This is a genomic window from Streptomyces coacervatus (assembly GCF_029223485.1).
Classification (GTDB): Bacteria; Actinomycetota; Actinomycetes; order Streptomycetales; family Streptomycetaceae; genus Streptomyces; species Streptomyces coacervatus.
Genome location: NZ_JARHTP010000002.1, coordinates 376,485 through 401,549, shown reverse-complemented (window position 1 = coordinate 401,549; position 25,065 = coordinate 376,485). Strand labels below are relative to the sequence as shown.

Genomic DNA, 25,065 nt, shown 5'->3' with positions numbered 1-25,065 from the left:
GCGGTAGTGTTGCCGTCCGGCCGTGGAATGTCCCGGCCGCCGAGGACCGAGGAGGTGAGACCCATTACCGCAGTGTCAGGTCGGGTGCTCACACCTCGAGTCGACGCGGGTCGCAAGCAGTAGGTGACCGCGAGAGCGCCCTTCGACTTACCGAAAGGCTCTCGGCTTTCATGCCTCCACTTTCTCCCTCCTCCCCGTCGTCACCCGTCACCCCTGACTCCGTCGTCGCCGCACTGCGCGCCGCAGGCTGTGTCTTCGCCGAGGACGAGGCGCAGTTGATCCTGGGCGCCGCCCGCACACCGCAGGAGCTGGCCGCCCTGGTCGAGCGCCGGGTCACCGGGCTGCCACTCGAACTCGTCGTCGGCTGGGCCGAGTTCCGCGGTCTGCGCATCGCCGTGGAACCCGGCGTGTTCGTACCCCGCCGCCGTACCGAGTTCCTCGTCGAACAGGCCCTCGCCCGGGCCCCAGACGCGTCCGTCGTGGTGGACCTGTGCTGCGGCTCGGGCGCTGTGGGCGCGGCCCTGGCCACCGGCCTCGGCCAGGTCGAGCTGCATGCCGCCGACATCGACCCGGCCGCGGTGCGGTGCGCCCGCCGCAACATCGGCGCCGTCGGCGGTCACGTCCACGAGGGCGACCTGTTCACGGCGCTGCCGGTCGATCTGCGCGGCCGTATCGACATCCTCGCGGCCAATGTGCCCTACGTCCCCACCGGGCAGGTGGGCCTGCTGCCCGCGGAGGCCCGTGACCACGAACCGCTGGTCGCGCTCGACGGCGGCGCGGACGGACTCGACGTCCTGCGCCGGGTCGCCGCCGAGGCGCCCGATTGGCTCGCCCCTGGCGGCTGCCTCCTCGCCGAGACAAGTGAACGGCAGGCCGCGGCGGCCCTCGACGCCTTCACCGTCAGCGGTCTGACGGCGCGTCTGGCGGTGAGTGAGGAGCTGTTCGCCAACGTCGTGATCGGCGTCCGGCCGTAGGAGCCTGTGTCACGTCCCCGGCCGGGCGCGCCCAACCTGGCATGCACCGCCCCGTCCGCGGGCACTCCGGCGCCTGGCGGTCACGCGCTTCCTCAGCCCTCGGCTTCGCTCGAACCGGGGCTGATGACGGTGCGCGCCGATCCGGCCGGAGACGTGACACAGGCGCTGAGGCCGGTCGTCGGAGCCGGCCTCGGTGTCAGGTCGTCGCGCCGCTGCCCGACGGGCTCGGCGAGGGTGCGTGATCGCGCCAGTCCCGGTGGCCCGGGCCCGGGAACCTGTCGTGGCGGTCACCGGGACCCCGGTCGTCGAAGGTGCCCGAGACCGCGCGGGTCGCGGTCCTGGTGCCGTCGTCGGAGCGGGTGCCGGCGAGGAGGGCCGACTCGCCCTTCTTGAGGTCGCCGGCCCCGGACCCCTTCGTGCCGTCCCGGAACACGGTGGTGTCCGAGTTCACGGTCCACGTCCACTCGGCGCCGTCATCGCTCTTGAGCGTCACCTGGTCGCCTTCGACCTTCTCGACGGTGCCGCGCTGCCAGATCCGGGTGACCCACTTGCCCGTGTCCTGGTCCTTGACCGTGGCCTCGCCGTGCACCCCCAAGCCGCCGAAGCCGAAACCGAACCAGGGGCCGACCCCGTGCCGGCCGCCGGGGCCGCCCGGCGACGGCGAGGCGGACCCGGACGCGGAGGGCGTGGCGCCCTGGCCGGAGCCGCCCGAGGTGGCGGCGTAGGCGACCGTGCCGCCGAGGGCCAGGACGACGACCGTGGCCGCCACGGTGACGGCACGGGCCCGGCGGGACCGGCGCCGCCACATCCCCGGCGCCCGGTCCGGGCCGCCCGGACCCGTCATCACTTCCATGTCCGGTGCGGTCTCGAAGCGCCGCTCGGGCGGCTCGCCTCCGGCGCTGGGTTCCTCGTTCGGCTCGTGCATCACGGCTCGCTCCCATCGGCCACGGCACCCGGCAGCTGCCTGCCATGCCTTGCTGTGATTGTCGAATGCGGGCGATAAGGAAGCCGTAATCAGTAGCTGTGAGAGTTCGGCGCTCGCCCCGGACGGTCAGTCGGGCTTCTGCACGCGCGCGATGAGAAGTGCCACGTCATCCGAGTTGTCCGGCTGGTGCAGGGTGCGCAGCAGGAGGTCGCAGACCTCCTCCAGGGGGCGGTCGGGGCCTTCGAGGAGGGACAGCAGGGCGTCCAGGCGCTCGTCGAGGGGATGCTGCCGGGTCTCCACCAGGCCGTCGGTGTAGAACACGAGGCGGTCGCCGGGCTCCAGGTCGATCGTGGTGGTGGAGAACGCGACCCCGCCCACGCCCAGCGGTACCCCGGTGGGCAGTTCCAGCAGCTCCGGGGGATGCCCGGCCCGCAGCCGGACCGGCGGCAGATGCCCCGCGTTGGCGATCCTGCACTGGCGCAGCTGCGGGTCGTGGACGGCGTAGACGCAGGTGGCGATGGAGTGGTCCAGGCCGTCGGTGATCTTGTCGAGGTGTTCCAGGAGCCGGGCCGGATCGAGGTCGAGGGAGGCGAGGGTGTTGGTCGCGGTGCGCAGCCGGCCCATGGTCGCGGCGGCGTTGATGCCGCTGCCCATCACATCGCCCACCACCAGCGCCGTCTTGCCGCCCTCCAGCGGGATCACGTCGAACCAGTCGCCGCCGACCTCACTGGTGGCGCCCGCGGGCTGGTAGCGGGAGGCGACCTCCAGGCCGCCCGTCACCGGCGGGTGGCTGGGCAGCAGGCTGCGCTGGAGGGTGAGGGCGGTGTCACGGGCGTTCTGGTACCAGCGGGCGTTGTCGATCTGCACGGCCGCGCGGGACGCCAGCTCACGGGCGAGCAGCAGGTCGTCCTCGCTGAACGGCTCCGGGTTGTGCGTGCGCTTGAGGTCGAGGGCGCCGAGCACCTCGCCGCGCGCGATCAACGGCACGGCCAGATACGAGTGGACGCCCGCCTCGGCCAGCAGCTCGGCCGCCTCGGGGGAGCGGGCTATCCGCGGCAGGTCCGCCGGCTCGACCTCCGCCACCATCACCGGCCGGCCGGTGCGCACACACTCGGTGACCAGCCGGTCGGGACCGTACCGGGTCACCTGCCCGGGCGGGTCGGCCGCCCGCAGCGCCTCCGGGGCGCCGTCCGCCTGCACGGCGAGAGCCCGGATCACCGCAGGCTCCGTGGGGCCCAGGCTGCTGCGCCTGCCCGCCACCACCGCCTCGAGCAGGTCCACGGCGGCGATGTCGGCGAGCTCCGGCACGGCGACATCGGCCAGTTCACGGGCGGTGCGGTCCAGCTCCAGGGTGGTGCCGATACGGGCGGAGGCGTCCGCGATCACCTGCAGCCGCCGGCGGGCGGCCTCCGCCTCGAGGCTCGCCCGGTGCTGCTCGGTGACGTCCATGACCGAACCGGCCAGGCCCAGCACGGTGCCGACCGCGTCCTCCAGCCGGTACAGCGAGAGCGACCAGGCGCGGTCCTCGTCCGGATCGGCGGGCGTCCGTCCGGTCGTCTGCTGGTCGACGAGCGGACGGCCGGTCTCCAGCACCTGGCGCGCCGCCGCCTCGATGGCGGCGACGTCGAGGTGCGGCAGGACCTCGCCGATCGACCGGCCGATGTGCTGCTCGGCAGCGATCCCGTTGAGCCGCTCCAGGGCCGGATTGACCGACACATAGCGCAGATCGGTGTCCAGGACGGCCAGGCCGATGGGGGACTGCGCGATCATCCGGGTGGACAGCGCCACGTCCCGCTCCAGTCGCCGTACGGTCGACCGGTCGGCGCACAGTCCCAGCGCGAAGACGTCGCCCCGGTCGTCCAGCAGCCGCATGTTGCGGAACTCCACGAGGCGCGTGCTGCCGTCCTTGCGCCGAATGGGGAAGGCCCCGGCCCAGCTCTGACCGGTGACCATGACATCGGCGAAGAGTTTGACCACCAGGTCGAGATGCTGTTCGTGCACCATGATCCGGGCCGCGTACTGTCCGAGAGCCTCCTGCGCCGGATAGCCGAACAGCTCCTCGGCCTGCGGGCTCCACAGCACGATGCGTCCCTCGGTATCCAGGACCACCGAGGCCACGCCCAGCACGTCGAGCAGCCCGCTCGGCCGCACCGACCCCTCGCCCTCGGCCACCGGAAACCCAGGTGCACTCATTCCACGCACCGCCTTCGCCCGTTCACGCGGCACGCCGTCCCCCGTGCCGACTCCCCAAGTTCTACCGCGCTCAACCGTCCCTGTGACTGCTCCGTCGCCCACCTCCACCATCCCTCAACACGGTCGGGGCCGTCCCGCCGGAGCCGTGACGACAGTACCCGGTACGGACTGTCATCGAGCCGAAAGCCCCCGTTACCGAATTGGTCTGTACATGGCTACGCGGCGCGGGCCAGACTGTCCGCCGAGCACCCCCCACCCCCCACGGAGGAGCCCCCATGCCCCTGCGCGCCCGGCAACGTTGTCACATGGCCCTGACCGCGGCCGTCGCCCTCGCGAGTGCCGCCGTCCTGTCCGCCGCCCCGAACGCTTCGGCGGCCGACACCTGGACCGAGGTGGGCTCGGACCGTGCCGATCCGCTGACCGAGAGCCAGGGCCTGACCTCCGTCGAGGTCCCGGCCGGCAGCGCCAACCACTACACCGGCATCGGCACCATCCCCTCCGACGTCTCCAGCCGCGGCTGGAACCACGTCGGCGACCCCGACGCCTCGTACAACGGCTACTACGTCGAGCCGTACCAGGCCGACTCGGGCAGCGCGAAGATGTACCGGGTGCAGGCGCCGGGCGGGGCGTGGTCGGAGTACGTCCACCAGCTGAGCTCCGGGGAGGCGCTGAACAACTCCTGGGTGGCGATCTCGCCCGACGGCCAGTGGATGCTCTCCGGTGAGTACGGCACCATGAGCCGCTTCCTCGTCTTCCCGACCCCGGGCGCCAACGCGAGCACCTCGCCCTCGGCGAACCTTCCGCAGGTGGCCACCGTCAAGCTCGACCACGCCGTCCGCGACGTGCAGGGCTGCGACTTCGTGAACGCCACCCAGCTGCTGTGCTCCTCCGACGACCCGGCGGGCACGCTGTTCGGCATCACCAAGCCGCTCCTGCAGGTGGACCTGTCCGCCGCGGCGAACGGCGCGTCCGATGTGTCCGGCCACGTCACCGCCCTGCGGCAGCTGCCCCTGAAGAGCTCCTGCTCGGGCACGTTCGAGGTAGAGGGCATCGACTACGACCGCCGGGACGGCACCCTGCGTGTGATCGTCGTGTCGCCGGGCTTCTGCGTGCTGACGGACAGCAAGACGTATCGCTTCAAGCGGAGCTGATTCCCTCGCTGGTCCGGTGCGGCCAGTGGTGCTTTTCTGGGGATGTGGCGCGGTTCATGGGGAACCCGCGGTACCGCGCCACAGCCACGAGAGGAGCGATCACGATGGATCGTCAGCGCTCGCACGAGGAGCCGGTCTCCCTCGAGATCAGCGGATGCAGCAAGGAGGACGCCCGGATCGTGTTCGACACGCTGTGTGCGTGCTTCGAGTCCGACCGGGGCCCGGACGAGGTGCCGCAGCAGCTTCACGAGACCCGTCCGATGGTGTGGCTCGGCACGTTCGAGGTCACCGACGCGCACGAGTGCCCGGCGCCGGGCCGGTTGTCGTCCTCCGTCGAGGTCGATGCGCAGGGGGGTTACTGGGCGATTGAACGGCTGCGCAGCACGTTGGATCCGCTGTTCGCGGTGCGTGACCTTTCCTCGGCTTCGGGTGACCAGGAGCGGGAGTTGCACGTCATTCTTGAGAGTCGGTGAGGTTTTCGTCTGCGGCGCCGTTGTGGCTGTTCGCGCAGTTCCCCGCGCCCCTTAGGGGGGTGCCGAGCTGTCGGTCAGGAGGTGCAGCACGGCCTGCTCGTAGACGGCGTGGACCTTGGGCAGGTCTGCCAGGCAGGCGCGTTCGTCTCTGCCGTGCAGGCCCTCGTAGCGCACGCCGAAGCCTGCGGTGGCCGGGATGCCCTCGGCTGCCAGCAGGTTGCCGATGTTTGAAGGGCCCGCGGTTTTCGCCCGTACCGTCAGTCCCTCGCGGGCGGCGGCTTCCAGCAGTGCGGCGGCAGGTTGCTGGTCCTCGGTCAGACGGTAGGGCGGCCAGGAGGCCATCGGGGTGATCGCGGTCGGCCTCGGGGCGGGAAGCAGCGCGTCCAGTTCGGCGACCGCTCTGCGGATCAGAGCATCGGCCGCGTCGGCGTCGAAGGCCGGGGTGGTGCGGATGTCGATGCCCAGTTCGCACAGGTCGGGAACGACCGAGAAGCCGTCGCCGCCGTGGCAGGAGGTCACCGTGAGTTTCGGGGGCAGGGGGAACTCGCCCTCGGGGCCCGGGAGTTCGGCCTTGTCCAGGAACTGCACCAGCCGCGCCGCACGGGAGACGGCGCCGACCGCCCTGCGGCTCGATCCGGAGTGGCCGGAGGTCGCGTGCACCGCGATTGTGGCCCGCCACAGGCCCCGTCCGCCGACCACCACCTCGTCCGGGCCGGGATAGCCGATCATCACCCCGGCCGGACGCACCGCGGCCGTGTCCGCGAGATAGGCCCGGGCCCCGCCGAACCCGCCCGTGTGCTCGTCCACGTCCAGCAGTACCGCGAGCCCGCCGCGCAGGTCCCCGGCCCGGGCGTGCAGCTGTGCCGCGATCCGGCAGAACATCGCCGCCGCCAGCTTGGAATCGGCCGCTCCCCGCCCCCGCAGCCAGCCGTCCACTACATCGCCGCAGTCCGGCGGGAAGGACCAGGCGCCCTCGTCGCCGTACGGGGCGGTGTCCACGCAGGCATCCAGCGCCCACCACGGCCCCGGCCGGCCGCCCGCGACCTCCACCAGCAGGGCGACCGGTAGGCCCTCGTCGTCGTAGAGGCGGCGATACGGCAGGTCGCGGGCGCCGAGCCAGTCCTCGAGGGCGGCGAGGACGGGCCCGTAGTCGTCGATCCCGGCCCGGCTCGGGCGGCGGATCAGCGCCTGCGCGAGTTCGATCACCTCGGTGTATTCGGGGCTCATGGGGCCACTGTGCCCGCGGGTGGTCCGTGTCACCCCTTCCCGCTTATGCAACTAGTTGCAAAAGGTGGGCCGGGTCCTCTACAACAGAGGCACCACACCGTGCACGGAGGGCCCCGATGAGCCGTTACCCGCATCTGCTGAACCCGCTCGACCTGGGCTTCACCACGCTGCCCAACCGCGTCCTCATGGGCTCCATGCACGTGGGCCTGGAGGAGGCCGAGCGCGGCTTCGAGCGCATGGCGGAGTTCTACGCCGCCCGGGCGCGCGGGGGAGTGGGTCTGATCGTCACGGGCGGCATCGCCCCCAACGACGAGGGGCGCCCGTACGAGGGCGGCGCCAAGCTCACCAGCGACGCGGAGGCCGAGCAGCACCGGCAGATCACCGACGCCGTGCACCGCGAGGGCGGCCGGATCGCGATGCAGATCCTGCACTTCGGCCGGTACGCGTATCACCAGGACCTGGTCGCCCCGAGCCCCCTACAGGCACCGATCAGCCCCTTCCCGCCCCGTGAACTCACCGACGCCGACGTCGAGCAGACCATCGACGACTACGCCCGCGCCGCCCGCCTCGCCAAGCAGGCCGGCTACGACGGCGTCGAGATCATGGGCTCCGAGGGCTACCTGATCAACGAGTTCATCGCCACGCAGACCAATCAGCGCACCGACCGCTGGGGCGGCTCGTACGAGAACCGCATGCGCTTCCCCGTCGAGATCGTCCGGCGGGTGCGCGAGGCCGTCGGCGAGGACTTCATCATCGTCTACCGGCTGTCCATGCTGGATCTGGTCCCGGGCGGTTCGACGTTCGACGAGGTGATCACGCTCGCCAAGGCCGTCGAGGCCGCCGGGGCGACGATCATCAACACCGGCATCGGCTGGCACGAGGCCCGCATCCCCACCATCGCGACCTCCGTGCCGCGCGGCGCCTACGCCTGGGTCACCAAGAAGCTCATGGGCGAGGTGTCGGTCCCGCTGGTGACCACCAACCGCATCAACACCCCGGAACTGGCCGAGGAGTTGCTCGCCGACGGGTATGCGGACATGGTCTCCATGGCCCGCCCGATGCTCGCCGACCCCGACTTCGTCGCCAAGGCCGCGGACGGAAAGCCGGAGGCCATCAACACCTGCATCGGCTGCAACCAGGCCTGTCTCGACCACACCTTCAGCCTCAAGATCACCTCCTGCCTGGTCAACCCGCGCGCCTGCCACGAGACCGAACTGGTCCTCTCCCCGACCCGGCTGCGCAAGCGCGTCGCCGTGGTGGGCGCGGGACCGGCCGGACTCGCCTGCGCCGTGACGGCGGCCGAGCGCGGCCACCAGGTCACGCTGTACGACGCCGCGAGCGAGGTCGGCGGCCAGCTCAACGTCGCCCGCAAGGTGCCCGGCAAGCAGGAGTTCGACGAGACCCTGCGCTACTTCCGCCACCAGCTCGACGCGCACGGCGTGGACGTACGCCTCAACACCCCTGTCGAGGCAGCTGACTTGGAGGGATACGACGAGGTCGTCGTCGCCACCGGCGTCACCCCGCGCACCCCCGACATCCCGGGCGTCGACCACCCGAGCGTCGTCGGCTACCTCGACGTCCTGCGCGACAACGTCCCCGTCGGCGACCGCGTCGCGATCCTCGGCGCGGGCGGCATCGGCTTCGACGTCGCCGAGTTCCTCACCGACGGCGGGGACAAGGCGAGCGAGGACCCGGAGACCTACTTCCGTCAGTGGGGCGTCGACATGGACTACCGCGCCCCCGGCGGTCTCGCCGCCCCCGAGCGCCCGGCCCCGCCGCGCACCGTCCACCTGCTGCAGCGCAAGTCGACCAAGGTCGGCGCCGGCCTGGGCAAGACCACCGGCTGGATCCACCGCGCCGAGCTCAAGCACCGCGGCGTCACCATGGTCCCCGGTGTCCGCTACGACCGCATCGACGACGCCGGACTGCACGTCACCGTCGGCGAGGAGAGCACCGTCCTGCCCGTGGACACCATCGTGCTGTGCACCGGTCAGGAGCCGCGCCGCGGTCTGTACGAGGAGCTGGTCGCCGCCGGCTTCAGCGCGCACCTGATCGGCGGTGCCGACGTGGCCGCCGAACTGGACGCCAAACGGGCCATCAAGCAGGGCACCGAGGTCGCGGCCGACCTGTAGTCGCCCTGGTCGCCGTCCCTAGGATGACCTCATGTCCCTCCCGCACGCGATCCTCACCGCCCTGCTCGAAAAGCCGTCCTCGGGGCTGGAGCTGACCCGCCGGTTCGACAAGTCGATCGGCTACTTCTGGTCGGCGACGCATCAGCAGATCTATCGCGAGCTGGGAAGACTGGAGGCCGAGGGGCAGATCCGGGCCCTGCCGTCCGAGCAGCCGGCCCGCGGGCAGAAGAAGAGCTACGAGGTCCTGCCCGCGGGCCGTGCCGAACTGGCCCGCTGGACCGCCGCGTCCCAGGACCCCAAGCCGCACCGCGATGTGATGCTGCTGCGGTTGCGCGCGGCGGCCGTGGTGGGCACCGCCGGCCTCGAGGCCGACCTGCGCCGCCATCTCGACCTGCACCGGCTGCAGTTGGCCGAGTACCAGGAGATCGAGAAGCGCGACTTCCCGCCCGGCAGGGACGCTCCCCAGGACCGGCTGCGGCACCTGGTGCTGCGGGCCGGCATCGACCTGGAGACGTTCTGGACGCAGTGGCTCACGCACGCCCTGGAGGAGTTCGCCGAACTGCCCGGTTCCGAGCCTGCGTGAGCCCGGCCGCCCTCAGAGCCGGTTCGGCCTGGCGCGCCGGCGCAGGTACCAGCCCGTCGCGATGACGCCCGTGCCCACCAGGGCGGCACCCACCCCCACCGTGAGCGGGCCGTAGTCCTGGACGGTCCCGCCGAGACCGCCCCTGACGCCGAGTGAGGCCGAGGACCTGGGCGTGGGCTTGGCGGTGGCCGAGATGGTCGGGGAGGAGGCGGGGGAGACGGCGACGGTCTGGGTGCCCGCGGTGGTGTTGTTGGAGCAGATGACGATCACGGTGTAGGTGCCGGGGCTCACGTTCGACCAGGCCGCCGACTGCAGGGCGGTGGTCCCCGACAGCGACACCTGACGTCCCTGGGCGAAGCTCGACTGGCTGCTGTTGAGCAGCGAGGCCGTGCCCCAGCTTCCGCTGCTGCCGGTCTGGGAGCACGCGCTCGTCGTCACCGAGACCGTGGACCCGCTGGTGCTCACGGAGATCCCCGACGCCGCCGCGGCCGGCACGGCGGCCAGGGCGAGCGGAAACGCGGCTGCGGCTGCCGCGGTCAGGGCGGAGCGGAGGAATGGCTGAGAGTTGCGCATTGGACTGCCCTCCGACGGCACGGTTGGCGGTACATCCCTTGCGCCGCCGAGGGTCGGGAAACGTCCGTGCTGCCTCAGGGGCAGCCAATGTCCTCGCGGCCCGCCCCGCATGCGGACTGCCCCCGGGCAGGTGACGGATTCGTTCGTCCGGCCCATGCCGCGGGCACCGTCAGGGCCGTCGGCCGCCCGCCCCGGTCGTGACCGTCCGCTCCGCCGAGAGGCCGCCCCAGGTGCCGTCGGGCAGCCTGGCCCGGATCCGCACGCGGTGGGTTACGCCGGCGTCCCGGCCGACGTAGAAGGAGTACGACGCCCGGTCGCGCGGCGCGTCCCCGCCGTACACCAGGGAGGTGGCCGCCCGGCCGTCCAGGCGGATCTGATACTCCGTGACCACGTCGTCGGTGCGCGGCGGGATCCAGCGCAGATCGAGGTAGTAGGCCCCGCCGATGCGGTGGCTCGTGGCGCGGAAGGCCGTGGGAGCCGTGTCCCGGCCGTCGTCGGAGCCCGGGGTGGTGAGGCGGACGGTGGTGCCGGGAGGCGAGAGGTTGTCGGCCGCGTCGCGGGCCCGCACGGTGAAGACGTAACGGGTGCCCGGCCGCAGCCCGGTGACCACGGTCGCCGTCTGCGCTCCGCCCACACTGTGGATCTTCGAGCTGCTCTGGTAGATGTCGTACGACAGCACGGCCCGGTCATCCGTCGACGCGGACCAGGACAGCTCGACGGCCCTGCTGCCGACCGCCCGGCCGCGCGTACTCCCCGGGCGGGTCGGGGCCGTGTCGTCCGCCGCCACGGCCGCCGCGGTCGTTGCCCGCACCTCCCGGCCGGGCGGCCCGAGACGGCCCTCGCTGTCCCGTGCCCGCACCGTGAACACGTACGAGGTGGACGGCCTGAGCCTTACGACGTCCACCATGTGCTCGGAACCGGGCACCTCCTCGACCTTCGTGGTGCCGCGATACACCTCGTAGACGCGGACGCGGGGGTTCGCCGACACCGCGTTCCACATCACGTGCACGCTGGTCGAGCTGCCCGCCGCCGCTGTCACGCCCACGGGCGCCGCCGGCAGCCGGCCCTCGTCGTCCCTGGTGCCGCTCCGGCCGCAGGACCCGACCAGGGCCAGGGCCGCACAGAGCGCGAGGGATCGGTGCACGAGCACGGTGTCGCGACGCACGGCGTTGCCTCCCCGGACGGCACTGCGGCAATGGTCCGGACCAATATGGCGCGACTGTTGCGGTCATATCAAGAGGCTGTGGTGCGGTTGCGGGGCGTTGCTGACCGCCTGCCGGAGTTACGTATGCTGAAGCTCCTCACGGCTGAACTCTCCCTGAGAGACGGCGAGTTCATGCCGGTGGCGCGGACCGCTGTCGTCGCTGTTCCCGCGCCGGACGCGGGTGGCCGGGCCGCCGGAGCCGATACGGGCTCAGGCGCCCGGCCCCTGCCGGACGTTCGAAGACGCGCCACGCCGTGACCTGCCTGGAGCTCTGCGCCGTCCGGCCCGCCTACCGTGGCCCAGTGATCGCTACGGCACCGGACCGGGCTGAATGCCCGTCAGTGCCCCTTAGGGAAAGGGCCCCTTATTGTGCGTGTCCAGTCGCTGACCCTGGCCGTGGCCGGTGCCGCCCTGCTTGCCCCGCCGATGCTGTCCGACGCCGCGGCCCGCGGCCGGGCGGAGCCGGCGGCCTGGCGGGAAGACGACGTCCGTGCCGCCGACCTGCTGGCCAGGGTGCGTGACTGCACCCAGATCTCCCACGGCCGCTTCCGCAGCGACGCCGGCAGACCGGCCGCCATTGCGGTGTGCGGCACCCGGCGCGCCGTCCACTGGAAGGCCGACATGGACATCGACTGCGACGGACAGCCCGGTCCGCGCTGCAACAGCCGCACCGATCCGTCGTTCTCCCAGGCCACCGCCTACCAGCAGTCCGACGGGCGGTACTTGAGCGCCGAGCGCCTCCCGTACATCGTCGTGCCCGGCGCGGGCCCCCTCTGGGACCCCGGGGAGGACGGCGTCCGCGGCGGATCGGTAGCCGCCGTCGTCTACCGAAACCGCGTGCAGTACGCGGTCGTGGGCGACATCGGCCCGGACGGCATCATCGGCGAGGCCTCCTACGCCACCGCCAAGGCCCTCGGCATCCCCCCGGGCCCGAGCGGCGGCGGCACGCCCTCCGGCGTCACCTACATCGTCTTCAAGTACTCGCAGGTCAAGCCGATCGAGAGCCATACCGCCGCCGTCGAGGTGGGGCGGCGGCTGGCGCGGCAGTTCGTGCGAGGCCACTGAGCGCTCCGCTGGAAGTGCGGTGATGAGGCTGCGGGCCGGTGGGGGCTGTATCGGAATTCGGCAAGGCCGCTCAGGGCGTGGGGCGCCCTGGAGCCCTGGGCGGTCGTCAGACGGCCGCCCACCCGTTGTCGACCGGCAGGATCACGCCGTTGACGTTGCTCGCCGCGTCCGAGGCGAGGAACACGATCGCGGCCGCCTGCTCCTCCGGCTGGGACACGCGTCCCACATTGCCCATGTACGGGCCGAGAGCCGCCGGTCCGTGGGCGCTCCGGTCGATGTCGGGGATCATCCCCGTGGCCGTGCCGCCCGGGGCGATGGCATTGGCGCGGATGCCCTGGTTGCGGTACATCACCGCGAGGGACTTGGTCAGGCCGACGATTCCGTGCTTCGAGGCCGTGTAGGCGGCGCCCGCCGCGCTGCCCCTGATGCCCGCCTCGGAGGCGGTGTTCACGATCGCGCCCCTGCCCGCCTGCAGCATGTGCGGCAGCACCGCCCGCGTGAGCAGGAACGGGGCGGTGAGATTGACCCGTATGACCCGCTCCCACTCGGCGTCGTCCACGTCCGCCAGCGCCGACATGCGGTCCATGATCCCGGCGTTGTTCACCAGGACGTCCACGCCGCCGAAGCTCTCCACGGCCGTCCCGGCCACCCGGTCGACGACGGCCTGCTGGCTCAGGTCGCCCACGACCGCGATCGCCGTGCCGCCCGCCTGCTCGATCTCCTTGACGACCTTGTCCGCGCCCTCCGCGTTCAGGTCCGCGATCACGACCCGGGCCCCCTGGGCGGCGAAGGCCAGGGCGGCCGCGCGCCCGATGCCCGAGCCCGCTCCGGTGACGATGACACTGCGTCCGTCGAATCCGCCGGCCATGTGGTGCTCCTGTTCCCGTGGTTCCTGGTGGGCACCACCATACGACTTAATGTCTTTGAGTGACATAAAGTTGTGGGGGAGAATTCCGGGAGAGTGATCACCGGAATCCGGAGGACTGCATGGCCGCCGCCCGCGGACGCACTGGACGACCGCCCCTGACCGACGAGCGCAAGGCCGAGATCCGGCACGAGATCGCCCGGGCCGCGGTGGACCTGTTCGTCACCCAGGGCGTCACGGCGACCACCGGCGAGCAGATCGGGCAGGCGGTCGGCGTCTCGGCGCGCACCGTGTGGCGCTACTTCCCGAGCAAGGAGGCCTGCGTGCGGCCCCTGTTCACGGCTGGCATCGACATGATCGCCGCCCGGCTGCGGCAATGGACGCCCGGACAGCCCCTCCAGGACATCTTCGCGCCGGAGCTGACCGCGGACCTGGGCGTCGTCGCCGGCCCCGACCGGGCAACCGTCGGCGCGCTGGTCCGGCTGACCCGCACCGAGCCGGGCCTGCGCGCCATCTGGCTCCAGACCTACGACGAGGCGGAACCGGCGTTCGCCCGCGCCCTCGCCGAGCGCTCCGGGCTGCCGCCGGACGATCTGCGGCCCGCGATCCAGGCGGCGATGTTCAATGCGGCCCTGCGCGCGGCCGTCGAGCACTACGCCTGGCGCACCCACGGCGCCGAGCCCGACCGCGCGGCGGCGGAGGCCGAGCTGACGGCAACCATGCGCTCGGCCCTCACCGTCGCCGCGGAGGGACTCGGGTAGGAGGTGTCGGGGTGTCAGACCTTCCGGTAGGTGTACGCCTCCGCGGCCGCCGCCTCCACCGCTGCGAGGTCGGCGCCCGTCGCCGCCGTGACCACCGCGGCCACCGCCCCCTCCACGAAGGGGGCGTCCACCAGCCGTGTGTTGTCGGGGAGTTCGTCGCCCTCGGCCAGCAGCGCCTTCACCGTGAGCACGGCACTGCCGAGATCGGTGAGCACGGCGACCCCGGCGCCCCGGTCCACCGCCGCGGCCGCAGCGGCGATCAGCTCCGAGCTGGTGCCGAGCCCGCCGCCCTCGGTGCCGCCCGCCGCGGCGACCGGCACCGAAACCTCGCCGCCCGCCAGCCCCTTGGCCAACTCGGCCACGGAGGCGGCCACTTCGGCGCTGTGCGACACCAGCACGATCCCGACCTGCTTCCCGTCACTCACCGTCGGCCTCCGCGAGGGCGGCGACGAGCAGTGCCGACGAGGTGGCGCCGGGATCCTGGTGGCCGATGCTGCGCTCCCCGAGATAGCTGGCCCGGCCCTTGCGGGCCTGCAAGGGCGTCGTCGCGAGGGCGCCCTCCTCGGCGGCCGTGCGGGCCGCGGTGAAACCGCCCTCGTCGAGCGCGTCCACCGCCGGCACCAGCGCGTCGATCATGGTCTTGTCGCCCGGCGCGGCGCCGCCGAGCGTCATGACCGCGTCCACCCCGGCCCGCAGCGCCTGGGCGAACTCCGCCTCGCTGACCGCACCGGCGTCCCCGAGCGCCTTGCCCGTACGGCGCAGCAGCGTGCCGTACAAGGGCCCCGACGCGCCGCCGACGGTCGAGATCAGCTGCCGCCCGGCCAGCGTCAGGACCGCACCGGGCGTGTCCGGCGCCTCCTTCTCCAGCGTCGCGGCCACGGCCCTGAACCCGCGCTGCAGATTGCTGCCGTGGTCGGCGTCCCCGATGGGCGAGTCGAGGGCGGTGAGCCGTTCCGCCTCGCGGTCCACGGACGCGGCGGTCGCGGTCATCCAACGGCGGAAGAAGTCGGCGTCGAGCACTGGATCTCCTTGCGTGGTAGGTACGTTGACACCTCGGCCCGCCGGTCTACACGCCCCAGCGCAGCCCCGGCGTCCTCACCGGTGCGTCCCACAGCCGCAGCAGCTCCTCGTCGATCTGGCACAGGGTGACCGAGGCGCCGGCCATGTCGAGCGAGGTGACGTAGTTGCCCACCAGCGTCCGGGCGACGGCGACACCGCGCTGGGTGAGCACCCGCTGCACCTCGGCGTTGAACCCGTACAGCTCCAGCAGCGGCGTCGCGCCCATGCCGTTGACCAGGACGAGCACCGGGTTGCGCGGCGGCAGGTCCTCCAGGATCGCGTTCACCGCGAACTCCGCGATCTCGCCCGAGGTCATCATCGCCCGCCGCTCCCGGCCGGGCTCGCCGTGGATGCCGATGCCCAGCTCCAGCTCGCCGGGCGGCAGATCGAAGGTGGGGCTGCCCTTGGCCGGCGTGGTGCAGGCGCTCAGGGCGACGCCGAAGCTGCGGGAGTTCTCGTTGACCTGTCGGCCGATCGCCTCCACCTGCTCCAGCGGCTGCCCCTCGTCCGCCGCCGCGCCCGCGATCTTCTCCACGAACAGGGTGCCGCCGACGCCGCGGCGCCCGGCCGTGTAGAGGCTGTCGGTGACCGCGACGTCATCGTTGACCAGCACCTTGGCGACCTGGATGCCCTCGTCCTCGGCGAGCTCGGCCGCCATGTCGAAGTTGAGCACGTCACCCGTGTAGTTCTTCACGATGAACAGCACGCCCGCCCCGCTGTCCACGGCCGCCGCGGCGCGCGCCATCTGATCGGGCACCGGCGAGGTGAACACCTCGCCCGGGCAGGCCGCCGACAGCATGCCGGGGCCCACGAATCCGCCGTGCAGCGGCTCGTGCCCCGAGCCGCCCCCGGAGATCAGGGCGACCTTTCCGGCCACCGGGGCATCCCGCCGTACGATCACCCGGTTCTCCACGTCGACGGTCAGCTCGGGATGGGCGGCCGCCATGCCCCGCAGGGCGTCCGCGACCACGCTCTCCGCGACATTGATCAACATCTTCATGGGTTCCTCCTGGTCAGACGCGTGAGGTCCTGATCCCATACCGGCGCCGGTCGCTCGCCGCCGTCATCGGCAGGTCGTCGGTTCCACTCGGCGAACAGATCGGCAGCCACTGTCCGCAGTATCCGTGCTGGGGCGGCGCAGGTCACGTTGTGCGGCGGATCCCGGCGTGCTCCAGCCGGGGCCGCTCGGGCCCGTCCGGCAGATCGGCTCGGCGTCGCGGGGCCGTCAGCCCGTCTTGTGCCCCCACCGCGGGCCGACCAGGTCCCATTCCCTGCCCCACCCGTCGATGCGCCGCCGGTCGAGCCACCAGCGTGCGGCGCCCGTGGCCCCGAACGCGATGCCGGTGACGGCGAGCGCCGAGGCGGCTCCCAGGAGGACCGCTTCGGCTGCCGCATCGGTAGGGCTCGGCGGTCGGGTGGTGAGATTCCCCCGGGTGTCCGTCCAGAGCTCCGTAGTGGATCCGGCCCTGAGCCCGCCGTCCACCAGGGTCTTGCCGGTATGGGCGGATCCGTCCGCTCCGGTCCAGCGGACCTGGGCAAACGCCCGGTAGCTCTTCGCCTCCGCGCGTGGGGTGCTCGTGAGGAGTACGGCCGTCACCGGGATGCGCTCGGCGCGCTGCTGCATGAAGACGTCGTCGGCGGTCCGGGCCGTCAGCACGCCGGCGAGCGTTCCGCCCACCGTGAAGAGTGCCCAGAGGGCCAGCACGAGCCACGCCTCGATGACGTCGTCGCGCCTGCGCAGCGGGTTGGCCCGCCACCGCCACAGCCACCTCTTCGTTCGCCTGCCGGTCCGCATCGGTCCGCACCTCCTGGTCGTCACTTCGAGCAAGGTGACAGCCCGGGGTGCGTCATGGCATGGGCCGGGCAGAGGGAGCCATGGGGCCGACCGGGACCAAGTCCGCGACACGGATGGGCCGTTCAGCCCTGCCGCAGCCGCCCGCCGGGACGCTGCAGCCGTCTGCCCGTGGGCCTGTGCGCTCCGCCCTCGCCACCGTCGTCATCGGTGGCCTGACCGGCCACCTGCCAGGGACCATCGGCCCCTCACCCGGACGCCGCCGGGCGCCCACCCTCGAAAGGACATCCCTACCGGTTCCGAACCCGTGCGGGAGGAGGGCGCCATGTCATCCGTGCCTCTCGACGCCGAGACCCTGGAAGCCTGTGTGGCGGCCGCCGTGGCCGCGCCGTCGTTCTTCAACACGCAGCCCTGGCGCTTCAAGCTGGACCCCGACACCGTCGCCTTCGAGGTGCGCGCCGACCCGGAGCGCAGCCTGCGTCATGCCGATCCGGCCGGCCGCGCACTGCATCTCTCGGTGGGTGCGTCCGTCTTCAACCTCCGCGTCGCGGTGTCCCACTTCGGCTGGTCGCCCGTCGTGCGGCTGCTGCCCCGCCCGGACGACCCCGGCCTGCTCGCCGTCGTCCGGCCCACCGGATCGAGCGGCCGGCACGGCACCGAACACCGCGGCGACCTCTACCCGGCGATCTGGCGCAGGCACAGCAGCCGCTTCCCGTTCTCCGCCAGGCCCCTGCCGCCGCAGGCACGCACTGAACTCGCCGAGGCCGCCCACGCGGAAGGCGCCACACTGACCTTCCCCGAGGCCGCCGAGACGGTACGTCTGCTGCGGGTGACCGCGGAGGCCGAGCAGCGCAACCGCACCGACGCCGACCGCGGCACGGAGAGCCGCCGCTGGGTGCACCGGGACGCGGGCAGCCCGTTCGACGCCGGCGTCCCGCAGACGGCACTCGGCCCACAGGACGCCCGCGAACGCATCCCCATGCGGGACTTCACCGCCGCACGCCACCCCGCGCGGCTGCCCGCCCAGGACTTCGAGACCGCCCCGGCCATCGCCCTGCTCAGGACCGAGCACGACCGGCGCACTGACTGGCTGCGCGCAGGAGAGGCACTCGAACACGTCCTGCTGGTTGCCACCGCCCTGGGACTGCGTGCGTCCCTGCTGCACCAGCCGATGGAATGGCCCGACCTGCGCAGCTTCCTCAGCCCTGACCCCCACCACACCGGTCATGCACAGATGCTGATCCGGCTCGGCTACGGCCCGGAGGGCCCCGCCACCCCGCGTCGTGCCCCGCATGCGGTGCTGGACGCGCAGGTGCCGAACCGATAGCCGGTTCCCGCAGGCGAGCGGCCGCGGTCAGCCCGCCCCGGCCCCGGTACGGCGCGCGAAGGCCAGTCGGCGCAGGGCCCGCCAGTCCCTCGGCGGTTTCGCCCGGGGCACTCCCGGTCGGCCGCGGGGTACGCGTACGCGCAGTGAGCCCGGTGCGATGCGGCAGGTGACGGGGGTGCGCAGCATGAGGGCCTCGCCGTCCACGCCGACCGGGATTTCGGGGGCGTCGGCGTCGACGACCACCTCGTCCGCGGTCAGCGCGGTGAGTCCGCGGGCGTGCCGGCCGCGCAGCAGGTCGACCGCCTGGGCCGCGCTGTCGACGTTGACACCGAGGACGCCGAGGGCGCCGGAGTCCAGCTGCGCGCGGCGGCCGAGGCCGACGGCATCCCCCGCCTGGTAGGGGTTGTTGCTGACCAGCACCGCCTGGGGCGCGTCGACGAGCACATGGGCGGCGCGGACGGTCAGTCGCGGGCCCGACTGATGGGTCAGCAGCTCCGGGAGCTCCTGGAGGATCGTGCGCGCCTTGTCGTCACGGTAGGCGGGGCTCTGCACGACCTGTGCGTACACACCGAAGGACGCGTTGTTGACGAAGACGCGGTCGGAGACGAACCCGAGGTCGATGTGGAGTTCGACTCCGTCAGTGAGGGCGTCCAGGCACGTCGAGGGGTCGCTACGGTCCAGGCCGAGGTCCATGGCGAAGTGGTTGCGGGTGCCCGCCGAGATCACCATGAACGGTACGTCGTGCTCTGCGGCCACCCCTGCGACCAGCGCCTGGGTGCCGTCCCCGCCGGCGACTCCCAACAGGTCCGCGCCCTCGGCCACGGCCCGGCGGGCCAGCTCGGCGACGTCCTGCGGGTGAGCGGGGTCCAGCACGGCAACCTCGGCGCCGAGTGCCCGGGCCCGCTCCGCGAGGTGGAATCTGCCGACCTTTCCGCCGCCCGAGCGGGGGTTCATGATGAGGAACGGCGATTCCGGCGGTGGCGTGCGGTGGTCTCGTGGCACCTCGGGAGGCACGTCCGTGCTGAGGGCGGCTCGTGCTGTCACCATCGCCACGGCCCACAGAGCGAGGGCCGACAGGGCCGCCCACAGCAGGTCCACTGCGGCGTAGTACAGCAGCACCGCGAGCGGCACCACCGCGGCCAGGACGGCGGCAAGCACACGGAGCAGGCCGTGATGGGTGAGCGCCCACCACACGGCGGCCGCCGTGACGGCAAGTCCGGCCAGTCCGACGAGCAGCAGGGCAACGCTCTTGGCACCGGCAGCCGCGAGCAGCAGCGCGATCGCGGCGGTGGCCACCAGCAACGCCAGACGAGCCGTCCACCTCTGAACCGCCCCAGGGCGACGATCGCTCGTACCGGCCGTCCGAGCCGGGCTCTCGGCACTGCACACAGGGGCATCACAGCGCCCGGGCCCCGGCTGCACATCACCTGCCGGGGGTGATCCCACGCGGGCAGCGAGCCGCGACCATGCGAGAAAGGAGGGACGGTCATGGTCACGATGAACGAGAGTCCTTCGTCCGCTTCCGAGCGTGCTGCGCTGGGCAAGGCAACGCGGGCCACCCTGCCGCGCTCCGCTCACGCCGGTTTCGAGCCGGACGCCAAGCGGCCCGATCCCGTCGACATCATCGAGCGGCAGTCCGCCGCCCGCGTCCCGGAACTGGTCCCCATCCGGTACGGCCGGATGCTCGAATCGCCGTTCCGCTTCTACCGTGGCGCAGCGGCGATCATGGCGTCCGATCTGGGCGCGTTCCCGCACACCGGGCTCACGGTGCAACTGTGCGGTGACGCCCATCTGCTGAACTTCCGGCTGCTCGCCTCCCCCGAGCGGCATCTGGTCTTCGACATCAACGACTTCGACGAGACCCTGCCGGGCCCCTTCGAGTGGGACGTCAAACGGCTCGCCGCCAGCCTGGTGATCGCCGGCCGCGCCAACTCGTTCCCGGCGGAGGACTCCGCCACCATCGTGCGCGAGAGCGTCCGGTCCTACCGCGAGCGGATGCGGGAACTCGCGGGGATGCACACCCTCGACGTCTGGTACGCCCGCGACGACGCCGCCCAGGTCGAGGCGATCCTCTCCGAGCGGCTGAGCCGCAGCGAGCGTCGGCGGGTCGACACCGCATCGGCCAAGGCCCGTTCGCGGACCGGCCTGCAGGCCTTCGGGAAGCTGACCCGGTTGGTCGACGGTGCGCCCCGGATCATCTCCGACCCTCCGCTGATCACTCCGCTCCACGAGCTCCTGACCGGAACCGAACGCGACGAACTGGAGCGGACCCTGTACGCCCTGGTCGCGGACTACGCGACCACCCTGTCGTCGGAGCGGCAGCACCTCCTCGGCCGGTTCCATGTGGTCGACATGGCGCGCAAGGTGGTGGGCGTCGGCAGTGTCGGCACCCGCTGCTGGATCATTCTGCTGCTGGGCCGTGACGACGAGGATCCGCTGCTGCTGCAGGCCAAGGAGGCAGGCAACTCGGTCCTCGCTGCGTACAGCGGCGCGAGCGCGTACGAGAACCAGGGCGAGCGGGTGGTGGCCGGGCAGCGGCTGATGCAGGCCGCCAGCGACATCTTCCTCGGCTGGGAACGCGTCATCGGGATCGACGGCCGCGAACGCGACTTCTACGTACGGCAGTTGCGGGACTGGAAGGGCATCGCCCGGCCCGAGACCATGGATCCCGCGGCCCTGGCGCTCTTCGGCCGGCTGTGCGGCGCCTCACTGGCGCGCGCCCATGCCCGGTCCGGCGATCCGATCGCCATCGGCGCCTATCTCGGTCGCGGCGACACCTTCGACCGGGCGCTGGCGGAGTTCGCGGACGACTACGCCGATCAGAACGAGCGCGATCACCAGGCGCTGGCCGATGCCGTGGCCGCAGGACATGTGACGGCGAGGACCGACCTCACCGCGTAACGCCGGGCCCGGCGGACGGAGCCGGGCTCTCCGGCACCGCAGTGCCCTCCCGCAGCTCACGCCCGGCGGCGGTCGCGCGCCGGAACCAGGCGCCGTACCGCCCGGCGAGCGCCACGGCCGACACACCGTGCAGCAGGATGCTGAGCGCAACGGTCGCGGCGACCACCCGGCCCATCGCCTCCGTCCCCGGCACATGCTCCTCCACCACGAGCAGGGCCAGTACGACAGAGGCGAGACCGCGCGGACCGAACCATCCGACGTACGCGACCGTGGGCAGGCGCAGCCCGCTGCCGGTCAACGAGACGGCCACGGGAAGCATTCTCACAACGGTCAGGCTGAGCACGGCATAGAGCACGATCTTCCAGGTCAGATGCTGCAGCGCCGGTCCCAGCAGTACCGCGCCGAAGACCATCAGGCTGAGCGACGCCAGCAGGCTCCCGAGATTCTCGGCGAACTCGGACGTGCGGTCCCCGCTCTCCGGCTCCGCCGGCTCGCTGCCGGTGGTGGCGGGGAAGCGCCGAAGGGCGTATCCGAAGGCGAATCCGGCGACCCAGGCGGCGATGAAGCCGCTGCCGTCGGTGAGCACAGCCAGGTCGTACGAGGCCGCGGCGACGGCGAGGACAAGGACCTGTCGCCACTCCCCGTCGACCCAGCCATGGGCCCGGGCCACCTGCAGCAGCCACCCGCCGCAACCGCCGACCAGCAGGCCCAGGGCGCTGCTGAGCAGCAGGGCACGCCAGAAGGTGCCCGCCACGCCTTCGTGTGCGTAGGACGTGCCGGGGATGGCCGCGAGGAAGACGACGAAGAACGGCAGCACCATGCCGTCGTTGAGGCCGCTCTCCACATTGAGGCCCTCGCGGACCAGCGCCGGCACCCGGGGATCGGACATGGCGCTCTTGCCCAGAGCGGCGTCGGTGGGGGCGAGGATCGCGCCCACCAGGGCCAGCTCCCATACGGTCAGCCCCGGCACCAGCGGCCAGGCCAGCAGCCAGCCCGCGGCGATGCTCAGCGGGAGACCGATGCCCAGCAGCCGACCGGGCAGGAAGCCGCCCAAGGCCAGGTCGCGTCGCCGGACGGTCATGGCGTCGGTGAACAGCACCAGGGTCAGGGCGGCTTCCAGCAGCGCTGTGAGGGGCGCGGCGGCATGCTCGATGTCGACGACGTCCAGGACGGCGGGACCGATGAGGATGCCGCATCCCGTGAACACGATCGCCGAGGAGACGGGCGTGGTCGACAGCCGCCGCGAACCGAGGGCGTACGCGGCGGTGACACCCGCCACGGCCACCACGGTCCAGGCACCACTGCTCACCGTGCCGCCCTCCTTCCGGCAGCCCTTCCGCGCCCCGTAAGGGGCGCGGGGCTGTATCGATATGCGGCTCCGCCGCGCGGGCGCGACCAGCCACGACGGCGCCGCAGAGGACCGACGGCACGGCCAGGGGAGCGCTCAGTCGCGCATGAACGCTCCGCTGGCCTGCTTCTCCAGGTCGGCGAAGGGCTGGCCGCTGACGTCGACCACCACGCGGCGGATGGTGCCGCCCAGGAAGTGGAAGGGCGGGTCGTAGTCCGCGGAGACGGCCTGGCCGCTGTCGCGGCCCACGCACAGACCCTCGCCGTCGGCGGAGAACATCCCGGGCTGGGTCCTGACGCGGATGGTCCCCACCTCGCGGTCGTCGACGCGCAGGGTCAGGGTCCCGACCGTGAGGCCGTCGTCCTTGCGGTCGTCGGCGCGGAAGGCGGCGGACAGAATGTGGTCGCCGATCGGCACCCGGTCGGGCGAGTGGACCTTCTGTTCCATCCGGCCGAGCCAGTTGTAGACGTAGTGCAGCCGTCCGTCGAGGAGATAGAGGCTGTGTCCGCCGAACCGGCCGCCCTGCGCGAACAGGACGCCGCGGGCCTCCGGGGTGTCGAGACGGACGTCGGCGGCGAGGGTGTAGGACCGGCCGCGGATGTTGACCGCCACCGACTCGGGCACATCGGCGCAGTCGGGGTAGTACACGTACTGGTCGCGGGCCCCGGAGAGCTGAGGCCGTGGCGTGCTGAAGATCTCGATCGCCGTACGGTCGTCGAGCGGCAGCCCGTTGTAGCGCTCGGCCTCCTGCGCCCACAGCCGCTTGAGCTCCTCGAGTCGACGCGGGTGCTCGGCGGCCAGATCGCGGGCCTCGGCGCGGTCCTCCCGCAGGTGGTACAGCTCCCATGTGTCGTCGTCGAAGCTGCTCCAGCCGGACGGCGCCGGCGGATGCAGGGCCGAGGCGTGCCAGCCGTCGTGCCAGATGCCGCGGGTGCCGAGCATGACGTAGAACTGCGTGTCGCGGGGGTCGGGCGCCGCGGGGTCCGCCAGGACGCCGCGCAGACTCGCGCCGTGCAGCGGGCTCTGCCGGTAGCCCTTGACCGTCTCGGGCGGGTCGACACCGAGCAGGTCGTACAGGGTCGGCACGAGGTCGATGGCATGCGCGTACTGGTGCCGTATCCCGCCCGCGGCGCGGATGCCGGCCGGCCAGGACAGGAACATCGGGTCTGCGACGCCGCCCTCGTAGGAGGCCCACCGCTTCCAGTACTTGAAGGGCGTGTCGAAGGCCCAGGCCCACCCCGTCGGGTAGTGGTTGTACGTCTTGGGGCTGCCCAGGTCGTCCAGGTGTCGCAGGTTGTCCGCCATGTCGTCGGGCACGCCGTTGAAGAAGTTGTTCTCGTTGAGGGAGCCGTTCGGGCCGCCCTCACCGCTTGCCCCGTTGTCGGACACCACCACCGTGATGGTGTTGTCCAGCTGCCCCGACTCGGTCAAGTAGTCGAGAACACGGCCGAGTTGGGCGTCGGTGTAGGAGACGAACCCGGCGAAGACCTCCGCCATGCGGGCGAACAGGCGCTTCTCGCCGTCGTTCAGGGTCTCCCAGGGGCGGACGAACTCACCGGCCGGCCAGGGCGTCCCGCCGGGGCCGAGCGCATACGGCTCGCCGTGCGGATTGACGGGGGTGAGCTCGGTGCCCTCGGGCATGATCCCCAGCTCGATCTCACGCCGCAGGGTCAGCTCGCGGTACACCTCGTAGCCGTCGTCGAACACGCCCCGGTACTGGTCGGCCCACTCGCGCGGTACGTGATGCGGGGCGTGTCCGGCGCCGGGGCACAGATAGGTGAACCACGGTTTGTCCGGCGCGATGACCTTGGCGTCGCGGATGAACTCGATCGCCCGGTCGGCCAGGTCCTTCGACAGGTGGTAGCCCTGCTCCGGAGTCTGCTTCACCTCGTGCGGGTGGTTGTCGTACACCAGGTCCGGGTAGTACTGGTCGGTCTCGCCGCCGAGGAAGCCGTAGAACCGCTCGAAGCCGCGGGAGAGCGGCCAGTGGCGCTTGGCGGAGGCCATGTTGGCCTCCTCCGACGGGCACAGATGCCACTTGCCGACGCAGTAGGTGTTCCAGCCGCGCTCGACCAGCACCTCGGCGATGTTGGCGTGCTCCATCGGGATGCGGCCGTTGCTGTTGGGGAACCCGTTGGTGATCTCGGTGACGCACGCCATGCCGTTGCTGGTGGCGTTCCGGCCGGTCATCAGGCAGGACCGGGTCGGCGAGCACAGGGCGGTGGTGTGGAAGTTGGTGAAGCGCACCCCGGCGTCCGCGATGCGGCGCATCGCCGGGGCTCTGACCAGGCCGCCGAAGAAGTCGAAGGTCCCGAAGCCCACGTCGTCCCAGACGATGTACAGGACGTTGGGTGCCCCGTCCGGTGCCTGTGGCTCCCGGTACGGCTCCCAGTCGGGCACCGAGTCGCGGATGTCCTGCGCGATCCTCCCCCGGAACTCATGCGCCATCTCGGCCTCCTCGGGCTTGTGGGGGGTGCACGCCCAGCACAGCAGGGAGGAACCGGCGCGGCCT

General features: G+C 72.1%; 22 protein-coding genes. 9 read left to right on the top strand and 13 right to left on the bottom strand.

The window, feature by feature from the left end:
* Positions 1-170: 170 nt before the first annotated feature.
* On the top strand, positions 171-974 hold the full coding sequence (locus P2Q00_RS05565; protein WP_275770145.1) for a putative protein N(5)-glutamine methyltransferase: 804 nt from the start codon (positions 171-173) through the stop codon (positions 972-974).
* Positions 975-1,170: 196 nt separating this feature from the next.
* Here the strand turns inward: P2Q00_RS05565 and P2Q00_RS05560 are convergent, their stop codons facing one another.
* The gene (locus tag P2Q00_RS05560; RefSeq protein ID WP_275770144.1) at positions 1,171-1,899 is read right to left on the bottom strand and encodes a hypothetical protein; all 729 of its coding nucleotides are present in this window, start codon (positions 1,897-1,899) and stop codon (positions 1,171-1,173) included.
* A 126-nt stretch (positions 1,900-2,025) separates the two neighbouring features.
* A complete protein-coding gene (locus P2Q00_RS05555; RefSeq protein WP_275770130.1) occupies positions 2,026-4,092 on the bottom strand; it encodes a SpoIIE family protein phosphatase in 2,067 nt (688 codons plus the stop codon).
* A gap of 275 nt (positions 4,093-4,367) precedes the next feature.
* On the opposite strand from P2Q00_RS05555, the gene P2Q00_RS05550 reads away from it, so the two are divergent.
* Both P2Q00_RS05550 and P2Q00_RS05545 read left to right on the top strand, forming a co-directional pair.
* Positions 4,368-5,243 (top strand): hypothetical protein, encoded by an 876-nt coding sequence (locus P2Q00_RS05550; RefSeq protein ID WP_275770128.1) that lies wholly within the window; start codon positions 4,368-4,370, stop codon positions 5,241-5,243.
* Positions 5,244-5,347: 104 nt separating this feature from the next.
* Positions 5,348-5,716: a hypothetical protein gene (locus P2Q00_RS05545; RefSeq protein WP_275770127.1), complete on the top strand. Its 369-nt coding sequence runs from the start codon at positions 5,348-5,350 to the stop codon at positions 5,714-5,716.
* 51 nt (positions 5,717-5,767) lie between these two features.
* On the opposite strand, the gene P2Q00_RS05540 is transcribed toward P2Q00_RS05545, so the two are convergent.
* The gene (locus P2Q00_RS05540) at positions 5,768-6,943 is read right to left on the bottom strand and encodes a M20 family metallopeptidase (protein ID WP_275770125.1); all 1,176 of its coding nucleotides are present in this window, start codon (positions 6,941-6,943) and stop codon (positions 5,768-5,770) included.
* A 116-nt stretch (positions 6,944-7,059) separates the two neighbouring features.
* Here P2Q00_RS05540 and P2Q00_RS05535 point away from each other — a divergent pair, with 116 nt between their 5' ends.
* Both P2Q00_RS05535 and P2Q00_RS05530 read left to right on the top strand, forming a co-directional pair.
* The gene (locus P2Q00_RS05535) at positions 7,060-9,075 is read left to right on the top strand and encodes an NADPH-dependent 2,4-dienoyl-CoA reductase (RefSeq protein WP_275770124.1); all 2,016 of its coding nucleotides are present in this window, start codon (positions 7,060-7,062) and stop codon (positions 9,073-9,075) included.
* Between the two features lie 31 nt (positions 9,076-9,106).
* Entirely contained in the window at positions 9,107-9,658 is a 552-nt protein-coding gene (locus P2Q00_RS05530) for a PadR family transcriptional regulator (protein WP_275770122.1), read from the top strand.
* Positions 9,659-9,670: 12 nt separating this feature from the next.
* Here the strand turns inward: P2Q00_RS05530 and P2Q00_RS05525 are convergent, their stop codons facing one another.
* The gene (locus P2Q00_RS05525) at positions 9,671-10,231 is read right to left on the bottom strand and encodes a hypothetical protein (RefSeq protein ID WP_275770120.1); all 561 of its coding nucleotides are present in this window, start codon (positions 10,229-10,231) and stop codon (positions 9,671-9,673) included.
* 169 nt (positions 10,232-10,400) lie between these two features.
* Entirely contained in the window at positions 10,401-11,396 is a 996-nt protein-coding gene (locus P2Q00_RS05520; RefSeq protein ID WP_275770118.1) for a fibronectin type III domain-containing protein, read from the bottom strand.
* Positions 11,397-11,804: 408 nt separating this feature from the next.
* Here P2Q00_RS05520 and P2Q00_RS05515 point away from each other — a divergent pair, with 408 nt between their 5' ends.
* On the top strand, positions 11,805-12,500 hold the full coding sequence (locus tag P2Q00_RS05515) for a glycoside hydrolase family 75 protein (protein WP_275770116.1): 696 nt from the start codon (positions 11,805-11,807) through the stop codon (positions 12,498-12,500).
* Positions 12,501-12,606: 106 nt separating this feature from the next.
* Here the strand turns inward: P2Q00_RS05515 and P2Q00_RS05510 are convergent, their stop codons facing one another.
* Positions 12,607-13,368 carry an SDR family NAD(P)-dependent oxidoreductase gene (locus P2Q00_RS05510; protein WP_275770114.1) on the bottom strand — a complete coding sequence of 254 codons (762 nt, stop codon included), beginning with the start codon at positions 13,366-13,368 and terminating at the stop codon, positions 12,607-12,609.
* Positions 13,369-13,487: 119 nt separating this feature from the next.
* On the opposite strand from P2Q00_RS05510, the gene P2Q00_RS05505 reads away from it, so the two are divergent.
* Entirely contained in the window at positions 13,488-14,126 is a 639-nt protein-coding gene (locus tag P2Q00_RS05505) for a TetR/AcrR family transcriptional regulator (protein WP_275770112.1), read from the top strand.
* A 14-nt stretch (positions 14,127-14,140) separates the two neighbouring features.
* Here P2Q00_RS05505 and P2Q00_RS05500 read toward each other — a convergent pair whose 3' ends face one another.
* The 4 genes from P2Q00_RS05500 to P2Q00_RS05485 all read right to left on the bottom strand — a co-directional run bounded on the left by P2Q00_RS05500 (position 14,141) and on the right by P2Q00_RS05485 (position 16,980).
* Positions 14,141-14,551 carry a PTS-dependent dihydroxyacetone kinase phosphotransferase subunit DhaM gene (locus P2Q00_RS05500; RefSeq protein ID WP_275770110.1) on the bottom strand — a complete coding sequence of 137 codons (411 nt, stop codon included), beginning with the start codon at positions 14,549-14,551 and terminating at the stop codon, positions 14,141-14,143.
* Positions 14,544-15,146 carry a dihydroxyacetone kinase subunit DhaL gene (gene dhaL, locus P2Q00_RS05495; protein ID WP_275770108.1) on the bottom strand — a complete coding sequence of 201 codons (603 nt, stop codon included), beginning with the start codon at positions 15,144-15,146 and terminating at the stop codon, positions 14,544-14,546. The genes P2Q00_RS05500 and dhaL overlap by 8 nt, the downstream gene beginning before the upstream one ends.
* A gap of 46 nt (positions 15,147-15,192) precedes the next feature.
* Positions 15,193-16,185 (bottom strand): dihydroxyacetone kinase subunit DhaK, encoded by a 993-nt coding sequence (dhaK, locus tag P2Q00_RS05490; protein WP_275770106.1) that lies wholly within the window; start codon positions 16,183-16,185, stop codon positions 15,193-15,195.
* Between the two features lie 225 nt (positions 16,186-16,410).
* Positions 16,411-16,980 (bottom strand): Rv1733c family protein, encoded by a 570-nt coding sequence (locus P2Q00_RS05485; RefSeq protein ID WP_275770104.1) that lies wholly within the window; start codon positions 16,978-16,980, stop codon positions 16,411-16,413.
* 322 nt (positions 16,981-17,302) lie between these two features.
* Here P2Q00_RS05485 and P2Q00_RS05480 point away from each other — a divergent pair, with 322 nt between their 5' ends.
* Positions 17,303-18,304 carry an Acg family FMN-binding oxidoreductase gene (locus P2Q00_RS05480; RefSeq protein ID WP_275770102.1) on the top strand — a complete coding sequence of 334 codons (1,002 nt, stop codon included), beginning with the start codon at positions 17,303-17,305 and terminating at the stop codon, positions 18,302-18,304.
* A 27-nt stretch (positions 18,305-18,331) separates the two neighbouring features.
* On the opposite strand, the gene P2Q00_RS05475 is transcribed toward P2Q00_RS05480, so the two are convergent.
* Positions 18,332-19,600 carry a diacylglycerol/lipid kinase family protein gene (locus P2Q00_RS05475; RefSeq protein WP_275770101.1) on the bottom strand — a complete coding sequence of 423 codons (1,269 nt, stop codon included), beginning with the start codon at positions 19,598-19,600 and terminating at the stop codon, positions 18,332-18,334.
* Positions 19,601-19,792: 192 nt separating this feature from the next.
* Between P2Q00_RS05475 and P2Q00_RS05470 the strand changes: the two genes are divergently transcribed.
* On the top strand, positions 19,793-21,205 hold the full coding sequence (locus tag P2Q00_RS05470) for a DUF2252 domain-containing protein (protein WP_275770100.1): 1,413 nt from the start codon (positions 19,793-19,795) through the stop codon (positions 21,203-21,205).
* Here the strand turns inward: P2Q00_RS05470 and P2Q00_RS05465 are convergent.
* Both P2Q00_RS05465 and P2Q00_RS05460 read right to left on the bottom strand, forming a co-directional pair.
* Positions 21,195-22,514: a cation:proton antiporter gene (locus tag P2Q00_RS05465; RefSeq protein WP_275770099.1), complete on the bottom strand. Its 1,320-nt coding sequence runs from the start codon at positions 22,512-22,514 to the stop codon at positions 21,195-21,197. The genes P2Q00_RS05470 and P2Q00_RS05465 overlap by 11 nt on opposite strands.
* Before the next feature lie 135 nt (positions 22,515-22,649).
* On the bottom strand, positions 22,650-25,001 hold the full coding sequence (locus P2Q00_RS05460; protein ID WP_275770098.1) for an arylsulfatase: 2,352 nt from the start codon (positions 24,999-25,001) through the stop codon (positions 22,650-22,652).
* Positions 25,002-25,065 lie beyond the last annotated feature (64 nt).

Bases quoted from the DNA above. Each gene is read 5' to 3' on its own strand.
- P2Q00_RS05535 (WP_275770124.1), top strand. From the start codon at position 7,060: ATGAGCCGTTACCCGCATCTGCTGAACCCGCTCGACCTGGGCTTCACC.
- P2Q00_RS05565 (WP_275770145.1), top strand. From the start codon at position 171: ATGCCTCCACTTTCTCCCTCCTCCCCGTCGTCACCCGTCACCCCTGAC.
- P2Q00_RS05470 (WP_275770100.1), top strand. From the start codon at position 19,793: ATGGTCACGATGAACGAGAGTCCTTCGTCCGCTTCCGAGCGTGCTGCG.
- P2Q00_RS05545 (WP_275770127.1), top strand. From the start codon at position 5,348: ATGGATCGTCAGCGCTCGCACGAGGAGCCGGTCTCCCTCGAGATCAGC.
- P2Q00_RS05525 (WP_275770120.1), bottom strand. From the start codon at position 10,231: ATGCGCAACTCTCAGCCATTCCTCCGCTCCGCCCTGACCGCGGCAGCC.
- P2Q00_RS05485 (WP_275770104.1), bottom strand. From the start codon at position 16,980: ATGCGGACCGGCAGGCGAACGAAGAGGTGGCTGTGGCGGTGGCGGGCC.
- P2Q00_RS05505 (WP_275770112.1), top strand. From the start codon at position 13,488: ATGGCCGCCGCCCGCGGACGCACTGGACGACCGCCCCTGACCGACGAG.
- P2Q00_RS05550 (WP_275770128.1), top strand. From the start codon at position 4,368: ATGCCCCTGCGCGCCCGGCAACGTTGTCACATGGCCCTGACCGCGGCC.
- P2Q00_RS05460 (WP_275770098.1), bottom strand. From the start codon at position 25,001: ATGGCGCATGAGTTCCGGGGGAGGATCGCGCAGGACATCCGCGACTCG.
- P2Q00_RS05530 (WP_275770122.1), top strand. From the start codon at position 9,107: ATGTCCCTCCCGCACGCGATCCTCACCGCCCTGCTCGAAAAGCCGTCC.
- P2Q00_RS05560 (WP_275770144.1), bottom strand. From the start codon at position 1,899: ATGCACGAGCCGAACGAGGAACCCAGCGCCGGAGGCGAGCCGCCCGAG.
- P2Q00_RS05480 (WP_275770102.1), top strand. From the start codon at position 17,303: ATGTCATCCGTGCCTCTCGACGCCGAGACCCTGGAAGCCTGTGTGGCG.
- dhaK (WP_275770106.1), bottom strand. From the start codon at position 16,185: ATGAAGATGTTGATCAATGTCGCGGAGAGCGTGGTCGCGGACGCCCTG.
- P2Q00_RS05555 (WP_275770130.1), bottom strand. From the start codon at position 4,092: ATGAGTGCACCTGGGTTTCCGGTGGCCGAGGGCGAGGGGTCGGTGCGG.
- P2Q00_RS05510 (WP_275770114.1), bottom strand. From the start codon at position 13,368: ATGGCCGGCGGATTCGACGGACGCAGTGTCATCGTCACCGGAGCGGGC.
- P2Q00_RS05540 (WP_275770125.1), bottom strand. From the start codon at position 6,943: ATGAGCCCCGAATACACCGAGGTGATCGAACTCGCGCAGGCGCTGATC.